Genomic DNA, 24590 nt, shown 5'->3' with positions numbered 1-24590 from the left:
CGCATGACACTGATTCTATCGATACCGCTCCCTTGGAGTGGCGTCTTGCTACCATGCCGTGGGATGTTATCCCTGAGAACAGGACAGCCCCGTTCATCGCAGAGATCGACATGATGCCCGAGAGCCCAGGAGAAAACGGCCGATCCCTGCATCGCGCCCATGAACTGCTCAGCTTCCATCTCGACAACCTGCCCCTGGCGGTGATCGAGTGGGATAGCAGGTTTCACATCTCGCGCTGGTCGAGGCATGCCGAGGCACTCTTCGGTTGGCCGGCCGAGGCGGTCATCGGCAAGCACCCCTTCAACTTCACCTTCGTTCATCCCGAGGATGCCGAGTCCGTTGCCGAGGTCATCAAGCAGCTTCTCCTTGGCGTCGCCCCGCAGAACGTGTCGACCAATCGCAACCTGACCCGTGACGGGGCCCTGGTCGAGTGCGAATGGCACAATTCCATCCAGATCGATGACCAGGGCCACGTGGTCTCGGTGCTCTCGGTGGTGCAAGATGTCACCGAGCGCAATGCCTTCGAACGGTCCAGCCGTGAGCTGTTGGCCCGTGAACAAGCGTTGAAGTCGCAGTTTCGCGCCATCTTCGAATCCGCCCCGGGTCTCTATCTGGTCCTGACTGCCGACGACTATCGGATCGTCGGGGTCAGTGATGCCTACCTTGAGGCGACCCATACCGACCGTGAGGCCATCATCGGTCGCCAGCTGTTCGACGTCTTCCCGGTGACGCCCGACCGGTCGAATGCCGCGGGGGTCGAGGAACTAACCGCTTCTCTGGAACGGGTCAAGCGTTATGGCCAACCCGACACCATGCCCGTCCTGCGCTATCCGATCCCCGATCCCGCGACGGGTGGCTTCGAGGAGCGCCACTGGAGCCCCATCAATGTCCCGATCTTCGACGAGCAAGGACAGCTGTCGCTGATCCTCCACCGCACCGAGGACGTGACCGACTATCTCAATGACGCGCCGACCATCGAACCCACGAACCTGGAGCTGATCGCCCGTGCCCGGGAGCTCAAGACCCTGCTCGAGCGCCATCGCAGCAGCGAAGAGCACTGGCACCGCCTCTTCGCCGAGGCCGCCACCGGCATCGTGCAGGCCGACACCCGGGGCCGCCTCCTGTACGCGAACCAGGCCTTCTGCGACATGCTCGGCTATACCGAGGAAGCCCTGAGGGCCACCGACTTCCTCGCCCTCACCCATCCCGACGATAGGCAGGGCGATCTCGACGAGCTCAGGTGCCTGCTGGCCGGCGAGAAAAATAGTTTCGTCATCGAGAAACGCATGCTGGACTATCGCGGTGGGATGGTCTGGTGCCGGATCAGTGTCTCCGCCCAGCGCGACAGGCACGGCACCATCGTCAGCCTGGTGGCGGTCATCGAGGACATCACCGCCCAGCGTGAGGCCGAAGCACGCCAGCAGTCGCTGGCCCAACGGTTGACACGCAGCCTCGAGAACATGAGCGACGCCTTCTACCTGCTCGACGAGGACTGGCGCTTTTCCTACCTCAATCACCAGGCCGAGCGCGTGCTAGAACGCTCCTCCGCCGAGCTCCTGGGCCGCAACGTCTGGGAGGCGTTTCCCGAGGCCCGGGAGGGCGAGCTCTGGGCCTGCTATCACGCCGCCATCGAAACGGCTGAGGCACAGCAATTCACTTTCTACTTCCCTCCCCTCGCCCACTGGTTCGAGGTCAATGCCTATCCGGGCGAAGAGGGCCTGGCGGTCTATTTTCGTACCGTCACCGAGCAGAAACGCCTCGAGGCCCAGCTCCAAGAAGCGCAGCGCATGGAAGCCATCGGTCATCTGACCGGCGGCATGGCCCACGACTTCAACAACCTGCTGACCGTGATCATGGGCAATGCCGACCTGCTCAGCGAAGCGCTGGCGGCGGACACCCAGTTGGCGCCGCTTGTTCAGGCCGTCGCCGAGAGCGCCCAGCGCGGTGCCGACCTGACCCAACGTCTCCTCGCCTTCGCTCGTCGTCAGGCCCTGGCCCCTCAACCCACCGATATCAATCGCTTGATCCGTGGGCTGACCGAGCTGCTACGACGGACCCTGGGCGAGCAGATCGAGCTACGCTTCCATCCGGGGCAAGGTCTCTGGGCGGCCAACATCGATCCTTCCCAGCTCGAGAGCGCTCTTCTCAACCTCTCCATCAATGCCCGGGATGCCATGTCCGATGGCGGCCATCTGACCATCGAAACCCAAAACGTATCGCTCTCGGCGCAGTACGCCGACGAGCACCTGGAGCTGGTGCCGGGCGATTATGTCTGCATCGCAGTCAGCGATACCGGGACGGGAATCCCGAAAACCATTCGGGAGCGGGTCTTCGACCCGTTCTTTACTACCAAGGAGAAGGGCAAGGGCACGGGGTTAGGCCTGAGCATGGTCTTCGGTTTCCTCAAGCAGTCCGCCGGGCATGTCAATCTCTATTCCGAGGAGGGTGAAGGCACCACCATCAAGCTCTACCTGCCGCGCATCCAGCAAGCCGTCTCCGATCCCAAGCTTACGGCTAGAGACACGGCGAGTCTCAAGGGCTGCGAGACACTGCTGGTGGTCGAGGACGATGTGACGGTCAGGGAATATGTTGTGACACAGCTCGAGGCCGCCGGTTATGGTGTGCGGCAGGCAAAGGATGGGCCCAGCGCCCTGGCGATGCTCGTCGCGGACACCACCATCCAGCTTATCTTCACCGACGTCATGATGCCGGGTGGCATGACCGGCAGGGATCTGGCGATTGCCGCCCTCAGGCTCAGGCCCGACCTCAAGGTGGTCTACACCTCCGGCTATACCGAGAATGCCATCGTTCACAACGGCAGGCTGGACGAGGGGGTGCGATTCCTCGGCAAGCCCTATCGCCCCGTCGCCCTCTTGAGACTCATCAGAGAGGCCCTGGATGAAGACTGACACACCCGGCAAGGAAAAGCCCCCCCGGCTGCTGATCCTCGACGACGAGGCGATGACCGGCGAGACCATCGCGCGCATCGCCAATTTCGCCGGCTTCGAAGCGCGCCACCTCACGTCTTCGGCCACCTTTTTCGACGAGGTAACGCGCTGGCAACCGGATATCCTGGCCATCGACCTGATCATGCCGGAAATGGACGGCGTGGCGGTGATGGCCGAACTGGCCAGGCGGGGCAGTCAGGCCCGGCTGATCATCACCAGCGGGGTAGGCAGTCGGATTCTGGATGCCGCCGGGCGTTCGGCGAGAGAGCACGGCCTGGATATCGTCGGCGTCATCGCCAAGCCCTTCTCGGCCGTCAGCCTTCGCGAGCTTCTGCATAAGGCCTTGGAGATGGAAGGGGACCCCGTCGAGGCCTTGCCTGGCAAGCGAACTCTGCCTCGGCAAGCCAGCGTAGAGGATCTGGAACAGGCGTTGACGCTGGGCCAGATCCGCCTGGCTTACCAGCCCAAGATCCGCTGCCGGACCGGCACTCTCGTGGGTTTCGAGGCCCTGGCCCGCTGGCAGCATCCCCAGTTGGGTGCCATTCCCCCGGATGTCTTCATTCCCCTGGCCGAGGCCGCGGGCCTGATCGATCGCCTCACCCTGCAGGTCACCGAACTCGCCCTCGACTGGCTGGCCGAGCTCTCCTCGGAGGAGACCGTGAGGCGTGTCGGTCAGCATGTCCTGCAGGAGATCTCGCTCTCGATGAACATCTCCGCACGATCCCTGGAAAATAGCGCGTTGTTCGATGCCATCCTGCGACTGTGTCGTGAGCGTGACATCACGCCCCAACGCATCGTGCTTGAGCTAACCGAGACCAGCGCCATGCAGGATGCCACCACCTCCCTGGATACCCTGACCCGCTTGCGCCTGCAGGGCTTCCAGCTCTCCATCGACGACTTCGGCACTGGCTACTCCTCGATGGTACAGCTCGTTCGCCTGCCCTTCTCGGAGATCAAGGTCGACAAGCAATTCGTGATGACGGCCACCAATTCGGAGGAGTCACGAGCGGTGATCCGCTCGGTGGTGGAACTCGGCCGTAGCCTGGGCCTGAACACCACCGCCGAAGGGGTAGAGGACCAGGAAACGCTCGATTATCTCGACGAGCTGAAATGCGATTTGGCCCAGGGCTATCTGATCTCGCGCCCCCTGCCGCCGGAGGAGGTCCTAGACTGGTTCACTACCCGCGAGACACAGCGCGAGGAGCGCCGACTCCTGGCACTGGCGGGCCTGGGCCTGCTGGACACCCCCGCCGAGGCACGCTTCGATCGCCTCACGCGGCTGGCCTGCCGCCTCTTCGGTGTCTCCACCGCCTTCATCAGTCTGCTGGATCGTGACCGCCAATGGTTCAAGTCCCAGCAGGGCCTCGACCTCACGGAGACCCCGCGCGATATCGCCTTCTGCCGGAAGACGTTGGAGCGCGACGAATTGTTGGCAGTACCCGACACCCATGAACACCCCTTCTTACGCAACTATCCCGGTGTGGTGGGCGCCCCCTTCATCCGCTTCTATGCCGGTCGACCACTTTATTTGCGCAGTGGCGAGAAGGTCGGCACCCTCTGCCTGCTCGACCCCGAGCCCCGGGCCTTCGGGGAAGAGGATGCCCAGCTCCTCGATGACCTGGCTCGCATGGTCGAAAACGAATTGGCACTCTCCTCAGCGGATGGCTATGACGACTGCACGGGACTGCTCAATCGTACGAGCTTTCGCGAGCAGGCCGAAGCAGCCTGCCAGCTGTGCCGGCGCCTCGGGCTACCGATGGCCCTGGTGTCGGCCAGGCTCGATGAGCTCCCCACCGTCAACAAGGATTTCGGCCGGGACACCGGCGACCGCCAGTTGCGGGACCTGGCCTCGCTGATGAGCGAACACACCGAGCATGCCGACCTCACGGGCCGCTATCGCGCCACCGAGATCACCGCCCTGCTGATGGGTGCCGATCTCGCAAGGGCAAATGACATCGCTAAACAGCTACATCTGGCCGTCGAGCACCACAACGAAAACCAGGCATCCAACAAGGCCAGATTCATGCCGAGCATTCGGGTGGCGGCGCTTCCCCCCGGTAAAGGCCCCTTCGAGCAACGCCTGGAAGAAGCCTGGCAATTGCTTGTTTGAGCATCAGGACTTGCAGAGGCAGCATCTGCATATCGCGCGGCTTCTTGCGGACCCCTGACGCATTACAGTAAAGAAAACGACGATCTATTGTCCGGGCCCCAGCCACAGGAGTCAGTGATGGAAGCCTCTTCCCGGCGACCCTTAGAGATTGCCGCCCTGTTCGATACCGTCTCCGACCCGGTATGGATTTGTGACCCGGTGAGCCTGACGATCCAGGGCGCCAATCGCGCTGCTGTTGAGACCTTCCACTACGGTCCCGGGCTCCCGGACACCAAGACGATTCCGGACGTTGTCCCGGTCGAAGACTTGGCCGGGTTGCGTGTGGCGGTGAAAGACTTCCCGCAACGATCCCGGGAAGCGAAAGATAGCTGGCGCATAACGTGCCGGGGCGGTGAGGTTCGCGAGGCTGGAGTCCACTGGCGGCTACACGGGACCGATTCCGCCGAGATGCTGGTGGTGTCGATGCGCGACCTCGGGTCCGGGGGAGCGGAAAAGCAGGCGCCACCAGCGTCAGAGCAGCAAGGCTTGCCATGGAGCACAACTGCCAGCGAGGATTTTTTTCGCGCCCTCTTCGAAGCGGCACCCGGCAGGATTCTGGTGCTCAACCCCGGAAGCTATCGGATCGTCGCCGTTTCCAATGCTTACCTGCAGGCCACCATGACCGAAAGGGAGGCCATCCTGGGCAAGCCGTTATTCGAGGTGTTTCCGGATGACCCGAACGACCCCGAGGCAGACGGTACACGCCATCTTCGCGCCTCCCTGGCCCAGGTGGAAGCCAGTGGCTTGACCGATGTCATGGCCGTTCAGCGATACCCCATCCCCCGCCCAGCGAGCCGGGGCGGCGGCTTCGAGGAGCGCTTCTGGAGCCCGGTCAACACCCCCGTGAACGGCCCGGATGGCAAGGTCGAGTTGATCATTCACCGGGTGGAAGACGTCACCGACTTCGTCAGGGGGGCGGGCGAAGAGCCAGCCCTGAGCGCGCTGGAGGACCGGGCCTCCCACTTGCGCCAGGATATCATCCTGCGCTCTCGGGAGCTGCGGACGGCCTATGAAAGGCTCGCCGAACAGACGAGTTACTTGAGGGCAGCACAACGACTGCTGGGGCTCGGCGTGTGGAAAATGGATCTGGACACCCGGCGACTGACCTGGCTGGACGACGTCCACCGCATCTACGGCGTCGACACATCGTTCGAGGTGGGTGACGTGGAAGGCTATCTAGCGCTGGTGCACCCCGCGGACCGGGAAGCCTTGGTGCGACACCTGGAGGAGTGGTTGGCCGATCCCGGCGACCACTTCGAGTTCCGGCATCGCATCCTGCGAGCGGATGGAGACGTCATCTACGTCAAGGGGCTGGCGGAGCTGGCGGAGGTCGACGGGCGGCGCCAGCTGACCGGCGTGGTACAGGACGTGACGGATCAAGAGGTGACCGCCGCCGCCCTTTCCCGTGGCCAGAGCCTGTCACGGATTGCCGGAAAGGCAGCCAGCCTGGGCGGCTGGCGGGTGGACATGAAGGAGGGCGTTGTCGAATGGTCGGAAGAAACTGCCGCTATTCACGAGATCGACGGGGCACCGCCGCGATATGCCGTCGAAGAGGGGATCCAGTTCTATGCACCCGAGTATCGCGACACGATTTCCCGGGTATTTACCCGTTGTGTTGAAGCCGGCACACCTTACGACGAAGTCCTGCAGATCATTACCGCCCGGGGTAACCGGCGCTGGGTGCGGACAATGGGGGAAGCGGAAAGAAGCCCGGAGGGGGAAATCGTTGCGGTACAGGGAGGATTCCAGGACATTACCGACCAGATCGGGACACGCCGCGCCTACGAGGAATTGACCCAGAGGTTGCATCTCACCCTGGAGAACATGCGCGACCCCTTCATCCTGCTGGACGAAGAGCTGCGCTTCGTTTTCGCCAACCCAGCGGCAGCAAAAGTGCTGGAACAACCTCGAGAGGCGATGATCGGCAAACCCCTGGACGTCGTTTTCCCCTTCGAGGACACCCCTTATTTCCAGAATCATTACCTGCGAGCCCTGGCGCGGCAGGAGAGCGAGCACTTTACCGCCCACTTCCAGCCACTGAATGCGCTCTTCCGGGTCGACGCCCATCCCGTGCCCAACGGCCTGGCGGTGTACTTCTCCGACATCAGCCGGGAGCGCGAGCGGGAGGAGCAGTTGCGCCTGCTGGAAGCCGCCGTATCCCGGCAGAGCGACATGTTGTTGATCACCGAAGCGGCGCCCATCGATGGTCCCGAGGGCCCCCGGGTCGTCTATGTCAATGAGGCCTTTACCCGGCTGACCGGTTTTAGCCAGGATGAGGTCATCGGCGCCACGCCCCGCATCTTGCAGGGGCCCGGGACAGACCGCGCGGCCCTGGACCGGATCAAGGCCGCGTTGCGCCGCGCGGCGCCGATCCGGGAGGAATTGGTCAACTACACCAAGGCGGGCGACCCTTACTGGCTTGAACTGGATATCGTGCCCTTGACCGACGAAGCAGGCCATCCCACGCATTATGTCGCCGTCGAACGGGATATTACCGAGCGTAAGCGCCTTGAGGAGTCTACACGCCTCAGCGAAGAGCGCTTTCACCTGGTGGCCCAGGCCACCCACGACGTCATCTGGGACTGGGACCTGGTGCATAGCAAGGTCTGGTGGAACGAGAGTATCGAGACCCTGTTCGGCCACGATCGAAGCCGGATGGAACCCGGCCCCGAGTCCTGGGCCCTCCGGATTCACACAGCGGACAGGGAAGCTGTCCTGGCCGGTGTCCACGAGGTGATCGATGGCGATGCCAGCAATTGGGTCGACGAATATCGCTTCTTGCACGCGGACGGGAGCTCCCGCACCGTGATCGACCGCGGCTTTGTGCTGCGGGACAGTAACGGCAGAGCCGTGCGAATGCTGGGTAGCATGCAGGACATCACTCAGCAGCGACAGGTAGCCGAAGAGCTTCGCCAGGCCCAGAAGCTGGAGGCGGTGGGGCAACTCACCGGCGGCGTGGCCCACGATTTCAACAACCTCTTGACGGTGATCCTGGGGAACGCCGAGTTACTCACGGAGGAACTGGCCGGCAACGCCCAGCTGCGCGCCTTGGCTGATATGACGGCAAGTGCTGCATCACGCGGGGCCGAGCTCACCAACCGTCTACTGGCCTTTGCCCGTCGCCAGGCATTGGAGCCCCAAGTCTTGAACGTCAACCGCCTGGTGGCGGGAATGGAAGATCTCCTGCGACGGACCCTTCGCGAAAGCATCGAAATCGAGCGGGTTCAGGCCGGTGGGCTGTGGAGCGTCGAGGTCGACGCTGGCCAGCTCGAGTCGGCGATTCTGAATCTGGCCCTCAATGCCCGTGACGCCATGCCCGGCGGGGGACGACTTACCATCGAGACCGCCAACGCCATGCTGGACGACAGCTACGCAGACAATCACCGGGAGGTCAAGGCCGGGCAGTACGTGCTGATTTCCCTCTCCGACACAGGAACGGGGATGCCAGAAGACGTCGCCCGGCAGGCATTCGAGCCCTTCTTTACCACCAAGAAGGATGGCCAGGGCAGTGGCCTGGGTCTGAGCATGGTGTACGGCTTCGTCAAGCAATCCGCGGGGCATATCAAGATCTACTCCGAGGTTGGCGAGGGGACCACTATCAAGCTCTACTTTCCCCGCTCCCGAACGGGGGCGGCGATGGCGGTCGAAGCAGCGCCCTCGTCCCCGGTCGACGGCGGCGACGAGCACATTCTAGTAGTGGAGGACGACGCCCTGGTACGCCGGCATGTCGCTACCCTGCTGCAAGGACTTGGCTATCGGGTCACCAGCGCAGAGTCGGGACAACACGCCTTGGCGATCATTGAAGCACAGGCGGACATCGACCTGCTGTTCACCGACGTCGTCATGCCCGGCGGCATCAACGGCCGTCAACTGGCGGACCGGGCCAGCGTTCTTCGGCCCGGCCTCAAGATACTCTTCACTTCAGGCTATACCGAGAATGCCATCGTGCATCACGGCCGGCTGGACCCGGGGGTACAGTTGCTCAGCAAGCCCTACCGCCGACAGGAGCTGGCGGCCAAGGTCCGCAAGGTCTTGTCGGAGGCCGAATAATGCGGCCTACTGCCTGCCATGGCCGCCTCCATGGCCTGGCTGGTTGCTGTGGTGGCGGCAGCGACTCTATGGGGATGGCTTACCGGCCGTACCTGGCAGCCGGTTCACGCCGCTGAGGCGCAGGTCCAGCTGGCCGCGACGATCTTGGCCTTGAAGGAAGGGGCGTACCGACGACGGCGGCGAATCTCACGCTCAGTGCTTGGGGGAGTCTTGATAGGTACCCACATAAAATTGGTGGACACCTAATGTGGCTGGCCAGGGCCTTCCGTGGAAGGTGTGTTCACCGGACGGATACCTCCAGATGCTCTGGAATGACCGATTACGGACAAAATCATGGCCTTGGTGGATGGCCGATGCTCCGCAGTCTGTTGGCCGGCAAGCAGATCGCCCTGACTCGATCTCCGAATCGAAGACCTACTCTACGTTGAGGTCGAGGGATGCTTGGTCGAGCAAATGACGGCACCGAAGATGGCTTGGCAGTTTTACGGGAGCGCCTTTTGGTCGAATAGCAATTGGCGCCAGCGTGGCTCGGGTACCGGACGACTAAAATGATAACCTTGGCCTTTGGTGCAGCCAAGATGGAGCACAGTCGTTATATGGCTCGACCACTCTATCCCTTCGGCGACGACATCGGCACCTATCGCTGCGGCGATAACGACAACCGCCTTGACGATGGACTGGGCGTAGGGCCCTTTGTCCAGTTGGGAGACGAAGCTCTTGTCGATCTTGATTTCGTCGAAAAAATAGTCATTTAAATGAGCCAGTGATGAATAGCCTGTCCCGAAGTCGTCCAAGGAGAGGCGAACCCCCATGGCGGTGAGGGCCTCCAGATCCTGCTTCAAGGCCTGACCTTGATGCTCGAAGACGCTTTCCGTGATCTCCAGCGTCAACTCCTCGGGGGCGATATTGTAGTCAGTCAGTGCTTGGCGAACTTTGTCCGGAACAGAGCCGAGCTGGAACTGGATCAAGGATAAGTTGATCGATACCGGGGTGACCAGGAGACCGGCGTCACGCCATGCCCTGAGATCCCGGCACGCTCGCCGTAACACCCAGTCCCCGATGGGCCCGATGAGCTGGCTTTGTTCGGCCAGTGGAATGAACTTGCCCGGCGGGATAAAGCCCGCCTGCGGATGGTTCCAGCGCAGCAGTGCTTCCGCCGAGACGATGCGGCCGCTCGCCAGATCAACCTGGGGTTGGTAGTAGAGTTCCAGTTGATCGGCTTGGAGGGCGTGGCGTAACTTCGTTGTCAAGTTCACGGTTTCGCGCGTTTGATGGTCGAGCGCTTTCGTGTACTGGGTCCAGGTCAGCGCCGGATTATGCTGGCTTCGATGCATCGCCAATGCGGCATCGGTCATCAGCTTCCGGGCATCGCCTGCACTGCTACGGATCCGAGCGTAGCCGAATGATGCCTCGACGTGGAAGGAAAAGCCTCTGATTTCGAACGGTACATCGAAGACAGCCGCCATACACTTGCTCAACTGACGCGGCGTACGCTGATTTTCGAGCGGTGCGAGCACAGTGAATTCGTCACCACCGGTGCGCGCAATCAGGCCACTTTCACCCACCTCGGCCGTCAAACGACGTGCAACTTCACGCAGTACTTCATCCCCAACGTCATAGCCCTGAGTGTTATTGATTTCCCTGAGCGCCTTGATGTCAACGACCACTACCGGGCTCGCCGGATGCAGGTCCATCCTCTTGAGGCGCTCGTCCAGTCGCTGGGCGAAGCCTTCCGGGGATAGAAGACCGGTTAGTCGGTCTTCATAAGCGGCACGCTCAATTTCCTTTTCGGCGCGTTTCAGTTCGGTGATTTCCTGAGAGGCAGCAATCCACTCGAGGAGCTTATGCTCCTCGTCAAGCACCGGCGTGACACGATCCAGAAACCACCTCGGAGATCGGCTCTGGGCCGGTAAGTGATAGATCACTTCAAACGGCGTCACGTTCCTGAGGGCTTCGACCCAGCCGTCACAGAAAGCTTCCGCAGCCTCCGGCGACAAAGCGCCGCGGATCGCTGCCAGATCCGCCGGAACACGCGACAATGACAGGCCCGCCATCTCTAACCATTTCTCGGGCACCTCCATGAGCTCACCTTCAGCATTCATGAGCCAAATGAAACCTGTCTGCGCTTCAATCAAGCTTTCGTAGCGACGTTTTTGCCGGGCCAGCGACTCGAGCGCCGAGCGCTCTTTTGTGACATCGAGCTGAATACCAATGATGTGCGAGATCGTGCCATCGGGCGTGCGGATGGTTCGTAGCTTGAGCCGGTTTTCGAACGATTCACCGTTGCGGCGAAAGTTGGTCACTATGACCGTACAGTCCGTACCACGAGTGAGAGCGTTGCGAAGTATCCGACGACCGGGCTGATCTTGAAGATCTCCCTGAAGGAAACGGCAGTTGCGCCCCAAAATTTCCGCTCTTGGATAACCCGTCATGCGCTCAAAGGCGGCATTGGCATAGATCAAAGGGGTGTCTGCAAGGGTGGGATCGGCAATGGTCACACCACATTCGATTTCCGCGAAAGCCGCCGCCAGAAAAGGTGCTTGCCTCAGTACCATGAGTTCATTGGCAGTTTCTGTTGCCAGTGAGTGCATGAGCGCCACCACGCGCTCGGAATCGATCAAGTTCTTGCCTGCGAAAGCAATCACAGTCGTCTGTTCTTGCTGGTGGGGGAGGCTCAGGGGCTCAATGGCGATGAAGGCAGCGTTGGCCAGTGCCGTCCCCGGTGGCGGCACTTCCGTCCGAGGATTCCCATCAGCCAGTGTCGCCTGGACTCCATCGAGGGTCAGTAGCAGCTGTGCAGCGTCGGAATCACCGGTGAGATAGCCCGGTGAATTTCCGTCTTTGACAATGACCGCCACACAAACCATGGAGAACGCCATGGCCAGCGCCTCGGCGAGATCGGTGAAGAGCGCATTGGTGTCCGGCGTCTCTGCCATAAATCGCTCCAAAGAGATCAATCGCAAGGCATTCCAGTCTACATGAATGATCTGCATGGAAGGGGCCGTCATGTGCTTGACCTTGCCGGCGCTCTCCATGACTTCGACAAACCTTCCTGCAAGCCCACCTTCAATACCAGCCAGGCATACGGTGCCGCACGGTTGCGGCGCGTCGTATCGGCTTGAAACAGCCGATTGACCCCCATCGCACCTCAAGCCCGTCTGCTTAAGATGGTGCCAATTGTGACAATCAGAGAAGAGGGCCATAATGGCCGTTTCCAGCGTCCATTCTACAAATACGACAAGACGACTGGACTCACCCAATACGGATGGCTGATGAACGATAAGTCTCCTCTATTCGAGGCTCAGCAGGTCGTCCACGACCTGATCGCCTTACCGGAACAACTTCCCGCTCATGCCTGACAACACCGACCTCTGCTCAGCCGAGTATGAAAACCAGCGCTTGCAGGCGCTGGCAGATTACCAGATCCTCGACACACCCGAGGAGTCGGCGTTTGGTGATATCGTCGAGGTGGCCTCGCTGATCTGCGAGGCACCCGTCGCGCTTATTTCCTTTGTCGACCGCAACCGGCAGTGGTTCAAGTCGGAAAAGGGGCTAGGGATGTGCGAGACCCCGCTGGATGTCTCGATCTGTGCGCATGCCATCCTGCAGCCGGGCCTGTTCATCGTACCCGACACCACCCGGGACCCGCGTTTTGCCAATAACCCGCTGGTGACCGGTGAGCCTCATCTGCGCTTCTATGCCGGCGCGCTTCTGGAAAGCCATGATGGCTATCCGCTTGGGACGCTGTGCGTACTCGACTATCGGCCCCGCGAGCTGACCGAACGCCAATGCTTCGCGCTCCAGGCCCTCGCCAACCAGGTGATGGCGCACCTGGAACTGATGCAGGCCCACCGTGAACAGGCCGAGCTGATACGCGAGCTGGAGGCAACACGGCAGGAACTGGCCAAGCGTGCCGCCACCGACCCGCTCACCGGCTTGCTCAACCGTAGGGCCTTCGAACAGCGCCTCAATCAGGAGCTGGCACTGGTGCGGCGCGGCGCTCCTCCGGCCTCCCTGATGCTGATCGACCTGGATCACTTCAAGACGGTCAACGACACCCTGGGCCACCAGGCCGGGGATGAGGTCATCGTTCGGTTCACCGAGCTGTGCCGGGAGGTGTTTCGGCAGGCCGATGTGATTGGTCGCTGGGGCGGTGAGGAATTCGTGGTCATGCTGCCGAGAGCCAGCGTGGCGGAAGCACAGCATGCCGCCGAACGGCTTCACCAGCTCCTGGCTACCACGCCAATGCTCGAGGACACCTCATCGCCACTGCACATCACGGCCAGCATCGGTATTTGTTCGCTTATCGGCTCCGAAAACCTGGATGAGTGCGTGCATAGAACTGACGAGCTGCTCTATCAGGCCAAGGAGCACGGGCGCAACCGCACGGTCTGTGAGCCATAGGGACGCCAACTCAACGATTCTTTATCCCCGCCCCCGTCTGTTCATTTTGACCGCATACATCGCCCCATCCGCCCGTTTCAACAACATATCCGTATCCTCATCACCATCCCCGGCTCGGATCAAGCCAACGCTGGCACCTTGGTATTCAATGGATTGACACCCGATATCAAAGCGTCCGGTGGTCAGGCGCTCAAGGCGTTCTCGTAGGGCATTCTCATCATTATCCGTTGAACCCGTACCACTGCCCAGGCCGAAAAAAACGAATTCATCGCCGCCAATCCGAGCCAGGTAATCACCGGTTCGCAGCCCCTTGACCAGCGCCGATGTGACGCTGATCAGAAACCGGTCCCCCGCATCATGGCCATAGCGGTCATTGATGGCCTTGAAACCATCGAGGTCGATGAAGGCGACATACAGCGCCTCCCCGTAGCGGGACGCATTGGCCAGACTCCGTGGCAGATCATTGTTCAGGGCGCGCCGGTTGGGTATGCCGGTCAAGGGGTCGGTCATGGCATAGCTGCTGAAGAGCGTGTTTTCCTGCCGCAATTTCTGCAGCAATCGATCACGCTCGATCTGGCGGGCGATCAGGGTCGCAAACAGGCCCAACAGCCGTTCTGCCTCGGCGGAGACAGCGACCCGGGAGGCACTGGCGCCGCAGAGCGTGCCATACAACTCGCTATCACCTACCCGGACCGGAACGCTGAGATAGGTAACCAGGCCCAGCTCCTTGGCCGCATCCGAATCGCCCCAGCATCCGGCGACATCATCGGTATACGCACGCCCTTCATCCAGTGCACGCTTGCAGAGGGTGTCATTCCAAGGCACCGCAAGGCCTTCTGGAATCGTCAGCTCATGAGAATTGCAGGCGAACAGGATGCGCTGAAAACGCTCATCGGGATCGATGGTGGTCAGGTAAGTGGATTCCAGGCCGGTCACGGCCTGCAGCAGCTCGAGTAACGGCCGGACCAGGCTTTCCAGATCATCGTTATCTGTAACAGCCCGCGCCAGCTGATCGAGCAATTCACCGGAGGGCAGACTTTGATTCATTGTTGTCATGGAGTCACTCATTTGTGCAATGCACATCATCCTAGCCGGCCAGCTTCAGCCCCACCAGCCCGGCCAGGATCAGAACAAGGCTGAGCAGGCGCAGCGGCGAAGCGCTGTCGCCATAGAGGAGCATGCCAACCAGCACGGTGCCCACGGCGCCAATGCCCACCCAGATGGCATAGGCCGTGCCCACCGGCAGCTCTTTCATGGCCTGGGCAAGTAGGTAGAAGCTGGCGACCATGGCAATCACGGTCAATACGCTGGGCAACGGTCGGGTGAAACCCTCCGAGGCCTTGAGGCCCAGGGCCCAGACCACTTCGAGAAGACCGGCGACGACGAGAAGGAACCACGCCATGAGTCTAGCTTCCATGGTGGGATGGGGTCGTCCCCGGTATGACAGGTCGTACACCGGGTCGTCCCGGTGCCGAATAGCGAGGCCCCGATTCTACTGATCCCGGCTATCGGGTCAAGGCCGGGGCACCTGCACTCAGCCGCGATATGGAGCAACCTGCTGCGCTTGATTGCTGGCTCTCAACAGCAGCTCGAGCTGTTCCAGCGGCATGGGTCGCGCGAGCAGGAAGCCCTGGAAAATTTCACAGCCGTAACCCTTCAACAGGCTGTGTTGCTGCTCGGTTTCGATACCCTCGGCCACGACGGTCAGCCCCAGGTGATGGGCCATGGAGACGATGGCCTGGACGATCGAGGCATCGTCTACACTATGGGTCACTTCCCTGATAAAGCTACGATCGATCTTCACCTTGCTGATGGGAAGGTGCTTGAGATAGTTCAAGCTGGAAAAACCGGTGCCGAAGTCATCGATGGAGACGTCGATCCCCATCCCGCGCAGGGCATGAAGAATCTGGACGGCCTCCTCCGCATCGTTCAACAACACGCCTTCGGTGAGCTCCAGCTCCAGTCGACCAGCCGGGAGCCGAGTGCTGGCAAGGGTGTCCCTGAGTGTATCCAGAAAGCCGACACGGTGAAACTGCATGGGCGAGAGGTTGACCGCCACCTTGAAACCACCGAAGCCTCGCGCATCAAGCAACCCCATATCGAGACACGCCCGTTCCAGCACCCAGCGGCTGATCGGCATGATCTGGCCGGTCTCCTCGGCCAGGGGGATGAACTCGCTCGGCGGCACGAAGCCTCTTTGGGGATGTTTCCAGCGCAGCAGTGCCTCCACGGTAACGATGTCCCCCTCCTGGTCGTATAGGGGCTGGTAGTAGAGCGCGAGCCGCTGCCCATCGATGGCATCCTGGAGTTCATTACGCATCACCAGTCGCTCGTTGACACGTGTGGTGATTTCACGGGTGAACCACTGATAGGCGTTCCGTCCCTGCTGCTTGGCCCTGTACATGGCCATATCGGCCTGCTGGATCAGCTCCATGGGCTGGTCGATGGTGTCGTTGCTGATGGCAATACCGATGCTGGCCGACAGATGGAGTTCGTGATGATCGATGCGATAGGGGCGAGCAACGAGCTGCAGCAGCCGCTTGGCCATTTCCGCCTGCTCTTCCTGGGTGGCGTCGGGCAGCAGCGCCACGAACTCGTCTCCCCCCAAGCGCCCCAGGGTATCGCCAGGTCGCATGGCACTATCCAATCGGCAGGCCACCTCGACCAGCACTTTATCGCCAATGGCATGACCCAGGCTGTCATTGATCGGCTTGAAGTCGTCCAGGTCCACGAACAGCACGGCCATGGTGCGCCCCTGTCGCTGGGACAAGGCAAAATAGTGGATCAACCGATCCTCCAGCAGCGATCGATTAGCCAGGCCAGTCAACGCATCGTGACTGGCACTATGAGAAAGGCGATCTTCATAGGCCTGGCGTTCCGACACGTCATTCAGCACGCCGACGAAGTGGGTCACGCGACCATCGCCATCGGGAACCGGTGCCACATAGAGCGCATTCCAGAAGGTACTGCCATCCTTGCGGTAATTGCGTAGGGTGACATGGCAGTCGCGCTCTTCGGCCAGCCGACTGCGCAGCAGGGCCAGCGTCTCGGGATCGGTCTCCGCACCCTGCAGAAAACGGCAATTGCGGCCAACAAGCTCCTCTTCCGCATAGCCCGTCAAGGCCTGGAAGGCATCATTGACATAGGTAATGGGGCAGTCTTCCTGAGTGGCATCGGTGATCACGATACCGTTGATACTGGCTTCCACGCTGCGCTCAAGCACCCGTAGCCGGGTCTCGTTCCTGTGCTGCTCCGTGACATCCTTGGCGATGCCGAAGACACCCTGGACGGCGCCTTCAACCAGGATTGGAAGATTGGTCACGTAGAGCAGACGCAGCTCACCGGTATGGTTGGCGATGCCAACCTGGAATCGCTGCGCGTTTCCCTTCAAGGCTTCATCAAAATAATACTGAACCCGCTCGATTTCGCCGGGGAGGATGAGCTGTGAAAAGTGCGAGCCGATGATCTTATCCACGGACAAGCCCGTGATAGCAGCACAGGTGGAATTTGCCGTAACGAAGTTGCCCCCGGGATCGACGGAGAAGACCGCATCGGGGTTATAGGCAAAGAGCGAGCGGTAGCGCTGTTCGCTCTCCCACAGTGTTCGCCGGTCCTGATGTCGTTGATAGGCCAGCCCCAGGCTGAACGACATGAGATAACTCAGCAGCAGCCCGGAAAACGCCACCCCGCCGGGTATCAACCCGGCCATGAGCATGTCATTGACGGAGTCGGGAACGACTTCGAGTGTCAGCTTGACCCCTCCCGGCAAGCCGATGTGGCGCCGCGCAACAAGTGGGTAGCTCAACTCGCCTGCCGAACGGCCCGGCGCCCGCATTTCGAGCAGGGGAGCGCCCTCGCGCAACACACGGACCATGTAGGTCCCCAGTTGGACGCGAAGCTCTTCGTTAAGCAACACGACAAGATCCAGGCTGCCTACCAGTTGCCGGTCAGCCGTAGGCAGCTGAGTCACGATCAGCGCGATATGGCTCTGATTCGTGTCAGCCAGCATCAGCCTCGGCTGGGGGAAGTTCTGCTGCAACCACGCCTCGACCTGGGCGTCGGCCAGTCGCTCTTCTAACCACTGGCCAGCGGCCTCGCTGCGTGATTGCTCCCAAGTCCACCCTGTCTGATCCAGCAAGCCGATCGCCTGCATGCCGGGTGAGTCACGGAAATAGTGTTCGACGTGACCGTCATGTATCGCCGCATCGAACCACGACTCAGAAGCCTCAAGGCGCTCGGCCATTCGCTGGGCCAACAGAAGCTGGGCGGCCATTACCTGTTCGGCGTTGAACTGCAGATTGTCCAATAGATGGCTGGCATGAAGCTGCTTGTCTTCCTGATACTGCCAGTTCAGCAGATACCAGGCCGTACAGCTCAGCAGGACTCCAAAGAGGCCGGCCGCCAGCGCCAGCCGGCCCATGCGAGGCTGTGGCCGGGCGGCGCCCGCCGCCATGAGCAGCATGGCCACGCCAAGGAACACGGCCAGAACGGTTCCCAACAGGGGCGAAGAGGCGTTGTTGAGCGTCCATGCCACCTCGCCACCCGGCAGGAAGAGCCTGAGCAGGGCCAGCAGGCTGATGCAGAGCAGCAGGGTGCCTACGCCGCTCCACACCCAACGCACACGACGCCGGCCCACGCCAAGCAGCAGACAGATGGCCACCAGCATCAGCACCGCTGACGCCAGGGAGCCCATCCGCACATCGCCGGTTAGCCAGGACACCCCCACTTCCCTGCCTCCTGCCAGAACGTTGTGACCCAGCAGGTAGGTCACATGCAGAAACAGGATGAGACCGGCGAAGCGATGCAGTACGCGCCAACGCATCAGAAGCGCCAACAGGCCCACACCAACCATCAGCACGGCCAGCGCATTGTCGGGCAGCAGTACGTTACGCAGGGGGTAGACGATGCCCAGCCCATAGGTCAGCAGCCCCGTTCCGCCCATCAGAATGAGGACGGCGGCCACCATGTAGAGCGTGGTATCCCTGGCGATATCCAGTGTCTTGTGAGACATATGGGGCGTGCTCTCCTCAGGGCCAGCCGAATGCGAGACGACCCGTTTACACGGCGAGCGTGTCAACATCAGATATCGGCAGGCTGGGGAAAAGGTTTAATCCCGGCCAGCCTCGACGACCTCCGACAGCCCTGCCTGCACCACCACCCGATTGCGCCCCTTGTGCTTGGCTCGGTAGCTGGCCCGATCGGCGCGCTTGACCAGCGGTCCGCCGTCCCGATCTTCCTCATCCATGCTCGACACGCCGATGCTCGCTGTAACGCGAAAAACGTGCCCATCCGTCTGAAATTCAAGCGCTTCGATGCCCTGTCGGATCCGCTCGGCTATATCGCTTGCCCGCTCGATCGGGCAAGCCGGCAGCAGCACGGCAAACTCGTCGCCGCCGAGCCTGGCCACGGCATCCTGCTGGCGCACCGCCTCTTGAAGCAGCCGGCCGATCCTGCGCAGCAGCTCATCCCCGGCCGCATGCCCCGCGGTATCGTTGACTGGCTTGAAGTGATCCAGGTCCATCATGATCAATGACAGGATCTGATCACTGACGCGACGCTGAAGGGTACAGGCCTCTTCGAGTCGGTTCTCGAAGCCACGCCGATTGAGGCAGCCGGTCAGAGGATCATGCTCCGCCTCCCAGAGCTGCCGGGTCTCCCGCTCATGACGCTCGGTGATGTCCTGTATCATGCCGACGAAGCCAAGCGCCGTGTCACCCAACTCCACACGGCTCACCTGGGCCTCCAGCCATAGCTGTTCTTCGTCACGCTGGAAGCGATACTGGAGGTGATGATCAGCGCCTTCTTCCAGCGTGCTACGCCACTGCTCGATGAAGGCCGGCCGGTCATCGGGATGTACCCGACGTACCCATTCGGAGGTGCGGGAAGCCGCGACATTAAAGCCGGAGATGGCTTCGAGCGCGGGGTTGACGTAGTTGATCCGTCCCTTCATGTCGGCGAGGAACATGCCCACCGGGGACGAGGCGAGTACCGCCTGCAGAAAGGCCTCGCGTGCCTCGCGGGAGGCAAGCGCGTCACGGCGCTGATCCTCCAGGCGGTTGAAAGCCTCGGCGACCTGATGCAGTTCACGCATGGTGGTATGTAGCTTGAGCCGCCTGGCATCGCCCCGCCCTACCCGCTCGATCTGGCGTTCCAGCCGGTGCAGCGGAGCCAGCCCCAGGCCGAGTAGCCACCAGAGTAGCGGCAGCATCAGCGCCACCGTGGCCAGGCCCACCCAGCGCAACTGGGTGGCATAGCGCTGTATCGGTGCCTGCGCCTGGCTCACGGGCAGGAAGACCCCGACGACCCAATTGGCCGACCAGACCTGGCGGAAGGCCATCAGCCCGGGCTTGCCATCCAACTGTTCGCCCGTGCCGCTGCCCTCCCAACCATAGAGGGCCCGATCCAGCAGCGGCAGCCGGTCGGCAGCGGGAACTGCCTGCATCAGATAGCTGGGGTCGGGATGGCTGATGATCTGCCCCTGGGCGGTGGCCAGCACGACGTGGCCATCTTCGCCAATCCGCTGAGAGCGCAGGTTGAGAAAGGAGGCGCCGTCGTGGAGACTGGCATTGCCGCCGAGAATGCCCAGGAAGCGTCCCTCGTCATCGAGCAGCGGTTCAATCACCATGACCTGCTGAATGCCGGTCTCGCCCCCCACATAGGGCTCGCTGACATGGGGCCGGCGAAACCCACGGACATGCTTGAAATAATCACGGGTGGCGATGTTGGGTCCGCCATGCTCGAAGGGAGGCCAGGCGGCCACCGGCTCACCCTGGGCATCGAACACCATCAGGCGGTCGAAGAGTGCCAGCAGACCTTCCTGGCGCTGCAGCTGGGTGAAGAGCTCGCTATCGTTCAATACCAGGGAGGGGCGAAGTCGAGCGAGGGCCTGCTGGCGCACATGGATGGAGCGCTCGAGCTGCTTGGCGATCAGTTGGGCCTCGTACTCCAAGTGCGTGAGGTTCTCGCGCTGGGCCAGCGCACCGCCACTGAGATGACTATAGGCGAGCAGAGCGGCGACCAGCACCAGCCAGCCCAGGCTGACACCGAGCAGCAGGCGCGAACGCAGGGTCGACAACAGCCATCCGGTCAAGGGCGAACCACCGTTATTTGAACGAGCATGAGGCCATCATGGCATCCCGAGCTCATAAGCAAAAGCGGGAATACCCAAGGAATAATGCAGAACCGCGCTCGTCTTGAGATTACGGAGGCTAGCCCTCTTTTTCCTGTGTCAGCCACCCGAGTGGCGACCCACCCCCTCTTCCGCCAATGCCACCAGCGCCTCCATGTCATGGATAGTCAGATCCCGCCCTGCCACCGCCGCCAGGGACTGCTGCTGAAAACGGGCAAGCACCCGGCTCACGGTCTCCAGTGCCAGCCCTAGATAGCTGCCGATATCGGAACGGGACATGGAGAGGTGGAAGCGATAGGGGGAATAACCTCTTGCGCGAAAGCGTTCTGAAAGCCCCAGCATGAAGCTGGCCAAACGCTGGTCGGCGGTGCGTCCCGAGAGCAGGCACATCATGCGCTGGTCATTGCGTAGCTCCCGGCTCATGCAGCGGTAGATCTGCCCGCGCAGCTCCGGCAACTGCTCGGCGAGGTCCTCCAGCCGGTGGAAGGGAAGCTCGCAGACGAAGGTCGACTCCATGGCCACCACGCTGCCATAGCAATGAGTCTCGCCGATACCATCCAACCCCACGATTTCGCCGGGCAGATAGAAGTGGGTCACCTGGTCGCGCTGACCCTCCTGGGCCACCGACTGTTTAAGGCTCCCTGAGCGCACCACGAACAGGCTCTCGAATGCGTCACCTTGACGTACCAGCGCCTCGCCCCGCTTCAGCGGGCGCGGATTATGAATGATGGCGGCGAAGGACTCCAGCGCGTCGAGCTCGAGACCCAGGGGCAGGCAGCGCGCATGCAGGGTACAGCGCTCACAGCGTGTCGCGTTGTCCGGCTGGCGCCGAGTGGACTCAAGCGACATGGGCACTCCTTGGTTGCATCTGGAACCGGAATTCTGGCCTGCCTCTCCCGCGGTGTCCCGCGTGGAGAGCGAGCCTTGTCCTAAAGTGGACGCTTCCTTGATACGAATCAAGCCTCGTGCACTTTACTTAACCGTACCGTGGGCGGAAGTGCTGCGAACAGGTATCAGCCAAATATAGTACCGTACAAAAAAAACCGGCCCCGAAGGGCCGGTTCTGTCGTCGAGCGAGTCGACGTATGCTGCGATCTATCTCTACCGCGGCTCGCTTAGAAGTGGTAGCGAGCGCCAACCAGCCAGTACAGGTTGTCTGAGTTCTCTTCGACTTCAACGCCGTCGCCAGTGCTGACGGTAATGTCGCCTTGGTCGGCACGGTTCAGCTCGGCGAACACGTCGAAGTTGCTGGACACCTTGTAGTAGCTACCGGCAGACCAGGCAGTGCGGGTATCTTCGTTATCCGGGCTGACACGGTGAACGTCGGCATTGAAGGCCCACTGACCGATGGCGTAGGTCATACCCAGGCCCCAGGTGTCGTAGCCAGACCAGTCCTCGACAGCACCGCCGGCATCAATCTCACCGTCGTTAGAGTCCTGAGTCTCATAGCCCAGACGAGCAGAGAAATTGTCGTTGAAGGCGTAAGAAGCAGTCGCGCCGTAGATGTTCTCGTCGATACCGCGCTGGTCGCGGCTGTCGTAACGATGGCGAGTGCCACGAGCGCTCAGCGGATAGTCACCACGGTCCTGGGCGAAACCGGCGGCCAGACGCAGACCAGCCAGCTCATAGGAGACACCGCCCTGGGTGTTGATCACGGAAGAGCGGCTCTCACCGTTCTCGGCCAGGCCGTTGCCGGTGTAGTGCTTGGCCATCAGGAAGGCCTGGAAGCCTTCGAGGTTCGGTGTGATATAACCGATGGAGTCGCCGCGGGCCTGCAGGTCGCCGCCAGCACCCTTGGAAAACTCATGACCACGGTCGATGTAGACATCGAACGGGTTAACGACGCGGCTGTTGTAGAAGCTGTCGAAGTTACCCGCCATCACGGTACCGAAGTTGCCGCTTTCCAGGCCGATATAGCTGTGACGCACTTCGCTGAAACCGCCGCTCTGGTCGCGCTCGTCGCCATTGAAGCGCCACTCGACGCGGCCGAAGGCGCGCAGGTCGGGGTCGATATCGTGGCTCATGGTGAGACCAAGACGCGAGTAGATGTTGCGGAATTCGGTGCCACCGGCTTTGGCTTCGCCCGGGGCCACGTCGTCTTCACCGCCACCTGAGATACCCAGAGCAATACGACCATTGACGTCCAGACGGGTGCCGTCCTGGTCATAAACGGTAGCGGCCTGAGCGGCAGCGGAGACGCCCAGGGCGCCGGCAATGGCAGTCGCTAACAGTGTCTTTTTCATCGCGATAGTTCCTTTCACTAGCTTACTGTTTCGATCGTTACTGCACGAATCCGAATGATGCGTACAGGTAGCTTGCCGGGCATGGGTCCCGCCGTGCTTGGCTCGGTTCCTTCTCAGGAAGAGGCCAGGGCCGGACATGACCGCAGCGAAGCCTTGTTATAGTCCAATGCTCGCAGGTAGAACTCTATACCGGGAAATGAGGGAACGCAATAAGAAAAAACACTGTTTTCCTTCGCGGCCTACCTCCACCTCGGAACTTTCTCCTGAAATTGCAGTCCGCGCGCTTCCCGCCCGTGGACCGCAGCCGCAGGCCTGTCGAAACAGTTGCCTGGCAGCGATGAGCCTGCACATGATGCCCCGCTGATACAAGGCTGGCAAGGGCAAGCCGTCAACCCTGTGCGTCAGGGCTCATGGCGCTGGCCGTTGTGCTTGGCCAGCAGGGCCGAGAGCTTCTCCTCCATACGCGCTTCCGGATCGGCTTGGGCGGAGGGTGGTGTTTCCTGCGCAGAAGGATGAGAGCCAGGTGTGTCGGCCCTGGCACGATTGGTTTTTTTTGCTCGATTGCCTTTGGCGCTCTTCTCGACACGGCGACGACCGGGCCCTGTGGACTGGCCCCGCTGGCGACGTTCGTCCTGAAGCCGTTCGAGCTTGCGGTGGGCGTGTTCGGCGGCCTGGGCATCGACGCTGCCATCCGCCCGGCCGGCCAGGTCGATGCGCTGGGCCCCTTCACGCACCGCCTTCAGGTAGCGCGGCAGGTTGACGTACCCCGCCAGGGCGCGACGCACCAGCTTCTCGGGCCAGGGCTCCCGGGCGGCGAGATCCTGGTGAATGCCCACTTTCAACGGTCGAGTGTGGCCCTTGAAGAAGGTATCCGGATAGCGCTGGTACCACTCGGCCAGCAGCACCTCGGCAGAGGGCGCCTGTTCGATGGGCAGTGACGCCTGCCGCTCGCCCTGCTCTACCTCATTGCCTTCTTTAACTTCTTCGCCCGCTTTTCCACCCTCTTTTCGACTCTCTTTTCCACCTTCTGCTTCACCCTCGATTCCAGCCTCTTTTCCAACCTGCGCCGGCACGTTCCGTTCGACTGGCTGATCTGGCCGTTGCCGATCGTCGCCCTGCGAAGCAGCCAGGCCGCTTGGCTGACCGGGTTCACGCTGATGCTTTGGGCTATCCTGCTCGGCCGGGGCTTCATCGCGCGGCCGGTGACCAATCAGCGCGGCAAGCCCCTGGGCGCGACGCGACGTACCCGGGAACGTGGGTGCGGGCTCGCCCTTGCGCAGCCGTTCTCGCAGCCGGGCGTTGTCCTCTTCCAGTTCTCGGTTCTGCTCGTCGAGTTCGCGATTCTCCTCTTCAAGTTCCAGGCGCGCCGCCTCGATCTCAACATGCGCCGCTTCCAGTTCCCGGCGTCCCGCCTCGAGTTCGGCCACCCGGTCCTGCAGCTCGCGGATTCGTTCGCGACAACCGTGCAGCTCGCCAAGGACGGTGTCGGCGCAGACTTCCAGGTCATTCAGCAGGCGGAGTGAACGCTCATCGATCAAACCGGTATCCTCCAGGCAGGCTCGGACAGGCTATCTACAGGCAGGGTCATCATCGACGTGCTGGTCGGTAGACAGCTGAGGCTAGTGGCAAGGCCTCCAGCAAGTTTGTGCCAGAAGCCGGGCGCTGAC

Annotated in this window: 12 protein-coding genes; 4 read left to right on the top strand and 8 right to left on the bottom strand. The window is 61.7% G+C overall.

The annotated features are described in order from the left end of the window. Window positions 1-110: 110 nt before the first annotated feature. The 3 genes from DU505_RS01910 to DU505_RS01900 all read left to right on the top strand — a co-directional run bounded on the left by DU505_RS01910 (window position 111) and on the right by DU505_RS01900 (window position 9147). Window positions 111-2909 (top strand): hybrid sensor histidine kinase/response regulator, encoded by a 2799-nt coding sequence (locus tag DU505_RS01910; RefSeq protein ID WP_181872702.1) that lies wholly within the window; start codon window positions 111-113, stop codon window positions 2907-2909. Then, a complete protein-coding gene (locus DU505_RS01905; protein WP_114477295.1) occupies window positions 2899-5058 on the top strand; it encodes an EAL domain-containing protein in 2160 nt (719 codons plus the stop codon). The genes DU505_RS01910 and DU505_RS01905 overlap by 11 nt, the downstream gene beginning before the upstream one ends. A 117-nt stretch (window positions 5059-5175) precedes the next feature. Then, window positions 5176-9147: a PAS domain S-box protein gene (locus DU505_RS01900; protein WP_114477294.1), complete on the top strand. Its 3972-nt coding sequence runs from the start codon at window positions 5176-5178 to the stop codon at window positions 9145-9147. A 482-nt stretch (window positions 9148-9629) separates the two neighbouring features. On the opposite strand, the gene DU505_RS01890 is transcribed toward DU505_RS01900, so the two are convergent. Then, the gene (locus DU505_RS01890) at window positions 9630-12182 is read right to left on the bottom strand and encodes a putative bifunctional diguanylate cyclase/phosphodiesterase (RefSeq protein ID WP_181872701.1); all 2553 of its coding nucleotides are present in this window, start codon (window positions 12180-12182) and stop codon (window positions 9630-9632) included. 316 nt (window positions 12183-12498) lie between these two features. Here DU505_RS01890 and DU505_RS01885 point away from each other — a divergent pair, with 316 nt between their 5' ends. Continuing rightward, complete coding sequence (locus DU505_RS01885; RefSeq protein ID WP_114477291.1) at window positions 12499-13551, top strand: sensor domain-containing diguanylate cyclase; 1053 nt, start codon at window positions 12499-12501, stop codon at window positions 13549-13551. Between the two features lie 21 nt (window positions 13552-13572). On the opposite strand, the gene DU505_RS01880 is transcribed toward DU505_RS01885, so the two are convergent. The 7 genes from DU505_RS01880 to DU505_RS22785 all read right to left on the bottom strand — a co-directional run bounded on the left by DU505_RS01880 (window position 13573) and on the right by DU505_RS22785 (window position 24461). After that, window positions 13573-14607, bottom strand: a complete 1035-nt coding sequence (locus tag DU505_RS01880) for a sensor domain-containing diguanylate cyclase (RefSeq protein ID WP_245947738.1) — start codon at window positions 14605-14607, stop codon at window positions 13573-13575. A 31-nt stretch (window positions 14608-14638) separates the two neighbouring features. After that, entirely contained in the window at window positions 14639-14953 is a 315-nt protein-coding gene (sugE, locus tag DU505_RS01875; RefSeq protein ID WP_114477289.1) for a quaternary ammonium compound efflux SMR transporter SugE, read from the bottom strand. A gap of 132 nt (window positions 14954-15085) precedes the next feature. Then, window positions 15086-18562, bottom strand: coding sequence for an EAL domain-containing protein (locus tag DU505_RS01870; protein ID WP_114477288.1), 3477 nt, complete (start codon window positions 18560-18562; stop codon window positions 15086-15088). A 96-nt stretch (window positions 18563-18658) separates the two neighbouring features. Continuing rightward, entirely contained in the window at window positions 18659-20641 is a 1983-nt protein-coding gene (locus DU505_RS01865; RefSeq protein WP_114477287.1) for a sensor domain-containing diguanylate cyclase, read from the bottom strand. Window positions 20642-20779: 138 nt separating this feature from the next. Next, window positions 20780-21529: a fumarate/nitrate reduction transcriptional regulator Fnr gene (gene fnr / locus DU505_RS01860; RefSeq protein ID WP_114477286.1), complete on the bottom strand. Its 750-nt coding sequence runs from the start codon at window positions 21527-21529 to the stop codon at window positions 20780-20782. A gap of 266 nt (window positions 21530-21795) precedes the next feature. Continuing rightward, window positions 21796-22923: a porin gene (locus tag DU505_RS01855; RefSeq protein WP_114477285.1), complete on the bottom strand. Its 1128-nt coding sequence runs from the start codon at window positions 22921-22923 to the stop codon at window positions 21796-21798. Window positions 22924-23324: 401 nt separating this feature from the next. Beyond that, window positions 23325-24461, bottom strand: coding sequence for a ProQ/FINO family protein (locus tag DU505_RS22785; protein ID WP_245947737.1), 1137 nt, complete (start codon window positions 24459-24461; stop codon window positions 23325-23327). Window positions 24462-24590 lie beyond the last annotated feature (129 nt).

The organism is Billgrantia montanilacus (assembly GCF_003336675.1).
GTDB lineage: Bacteria > Pseudomonadota > Gammaproteobacteria > Pseudomonadales > Halomonadaceae > Halomonas > Halomonas montanilacus.
The sequence above is the reverse complement of the archived record's forward strand: the minus strand, read 5'-3'. Positions and strand labels throughout refer to the sequence as shown.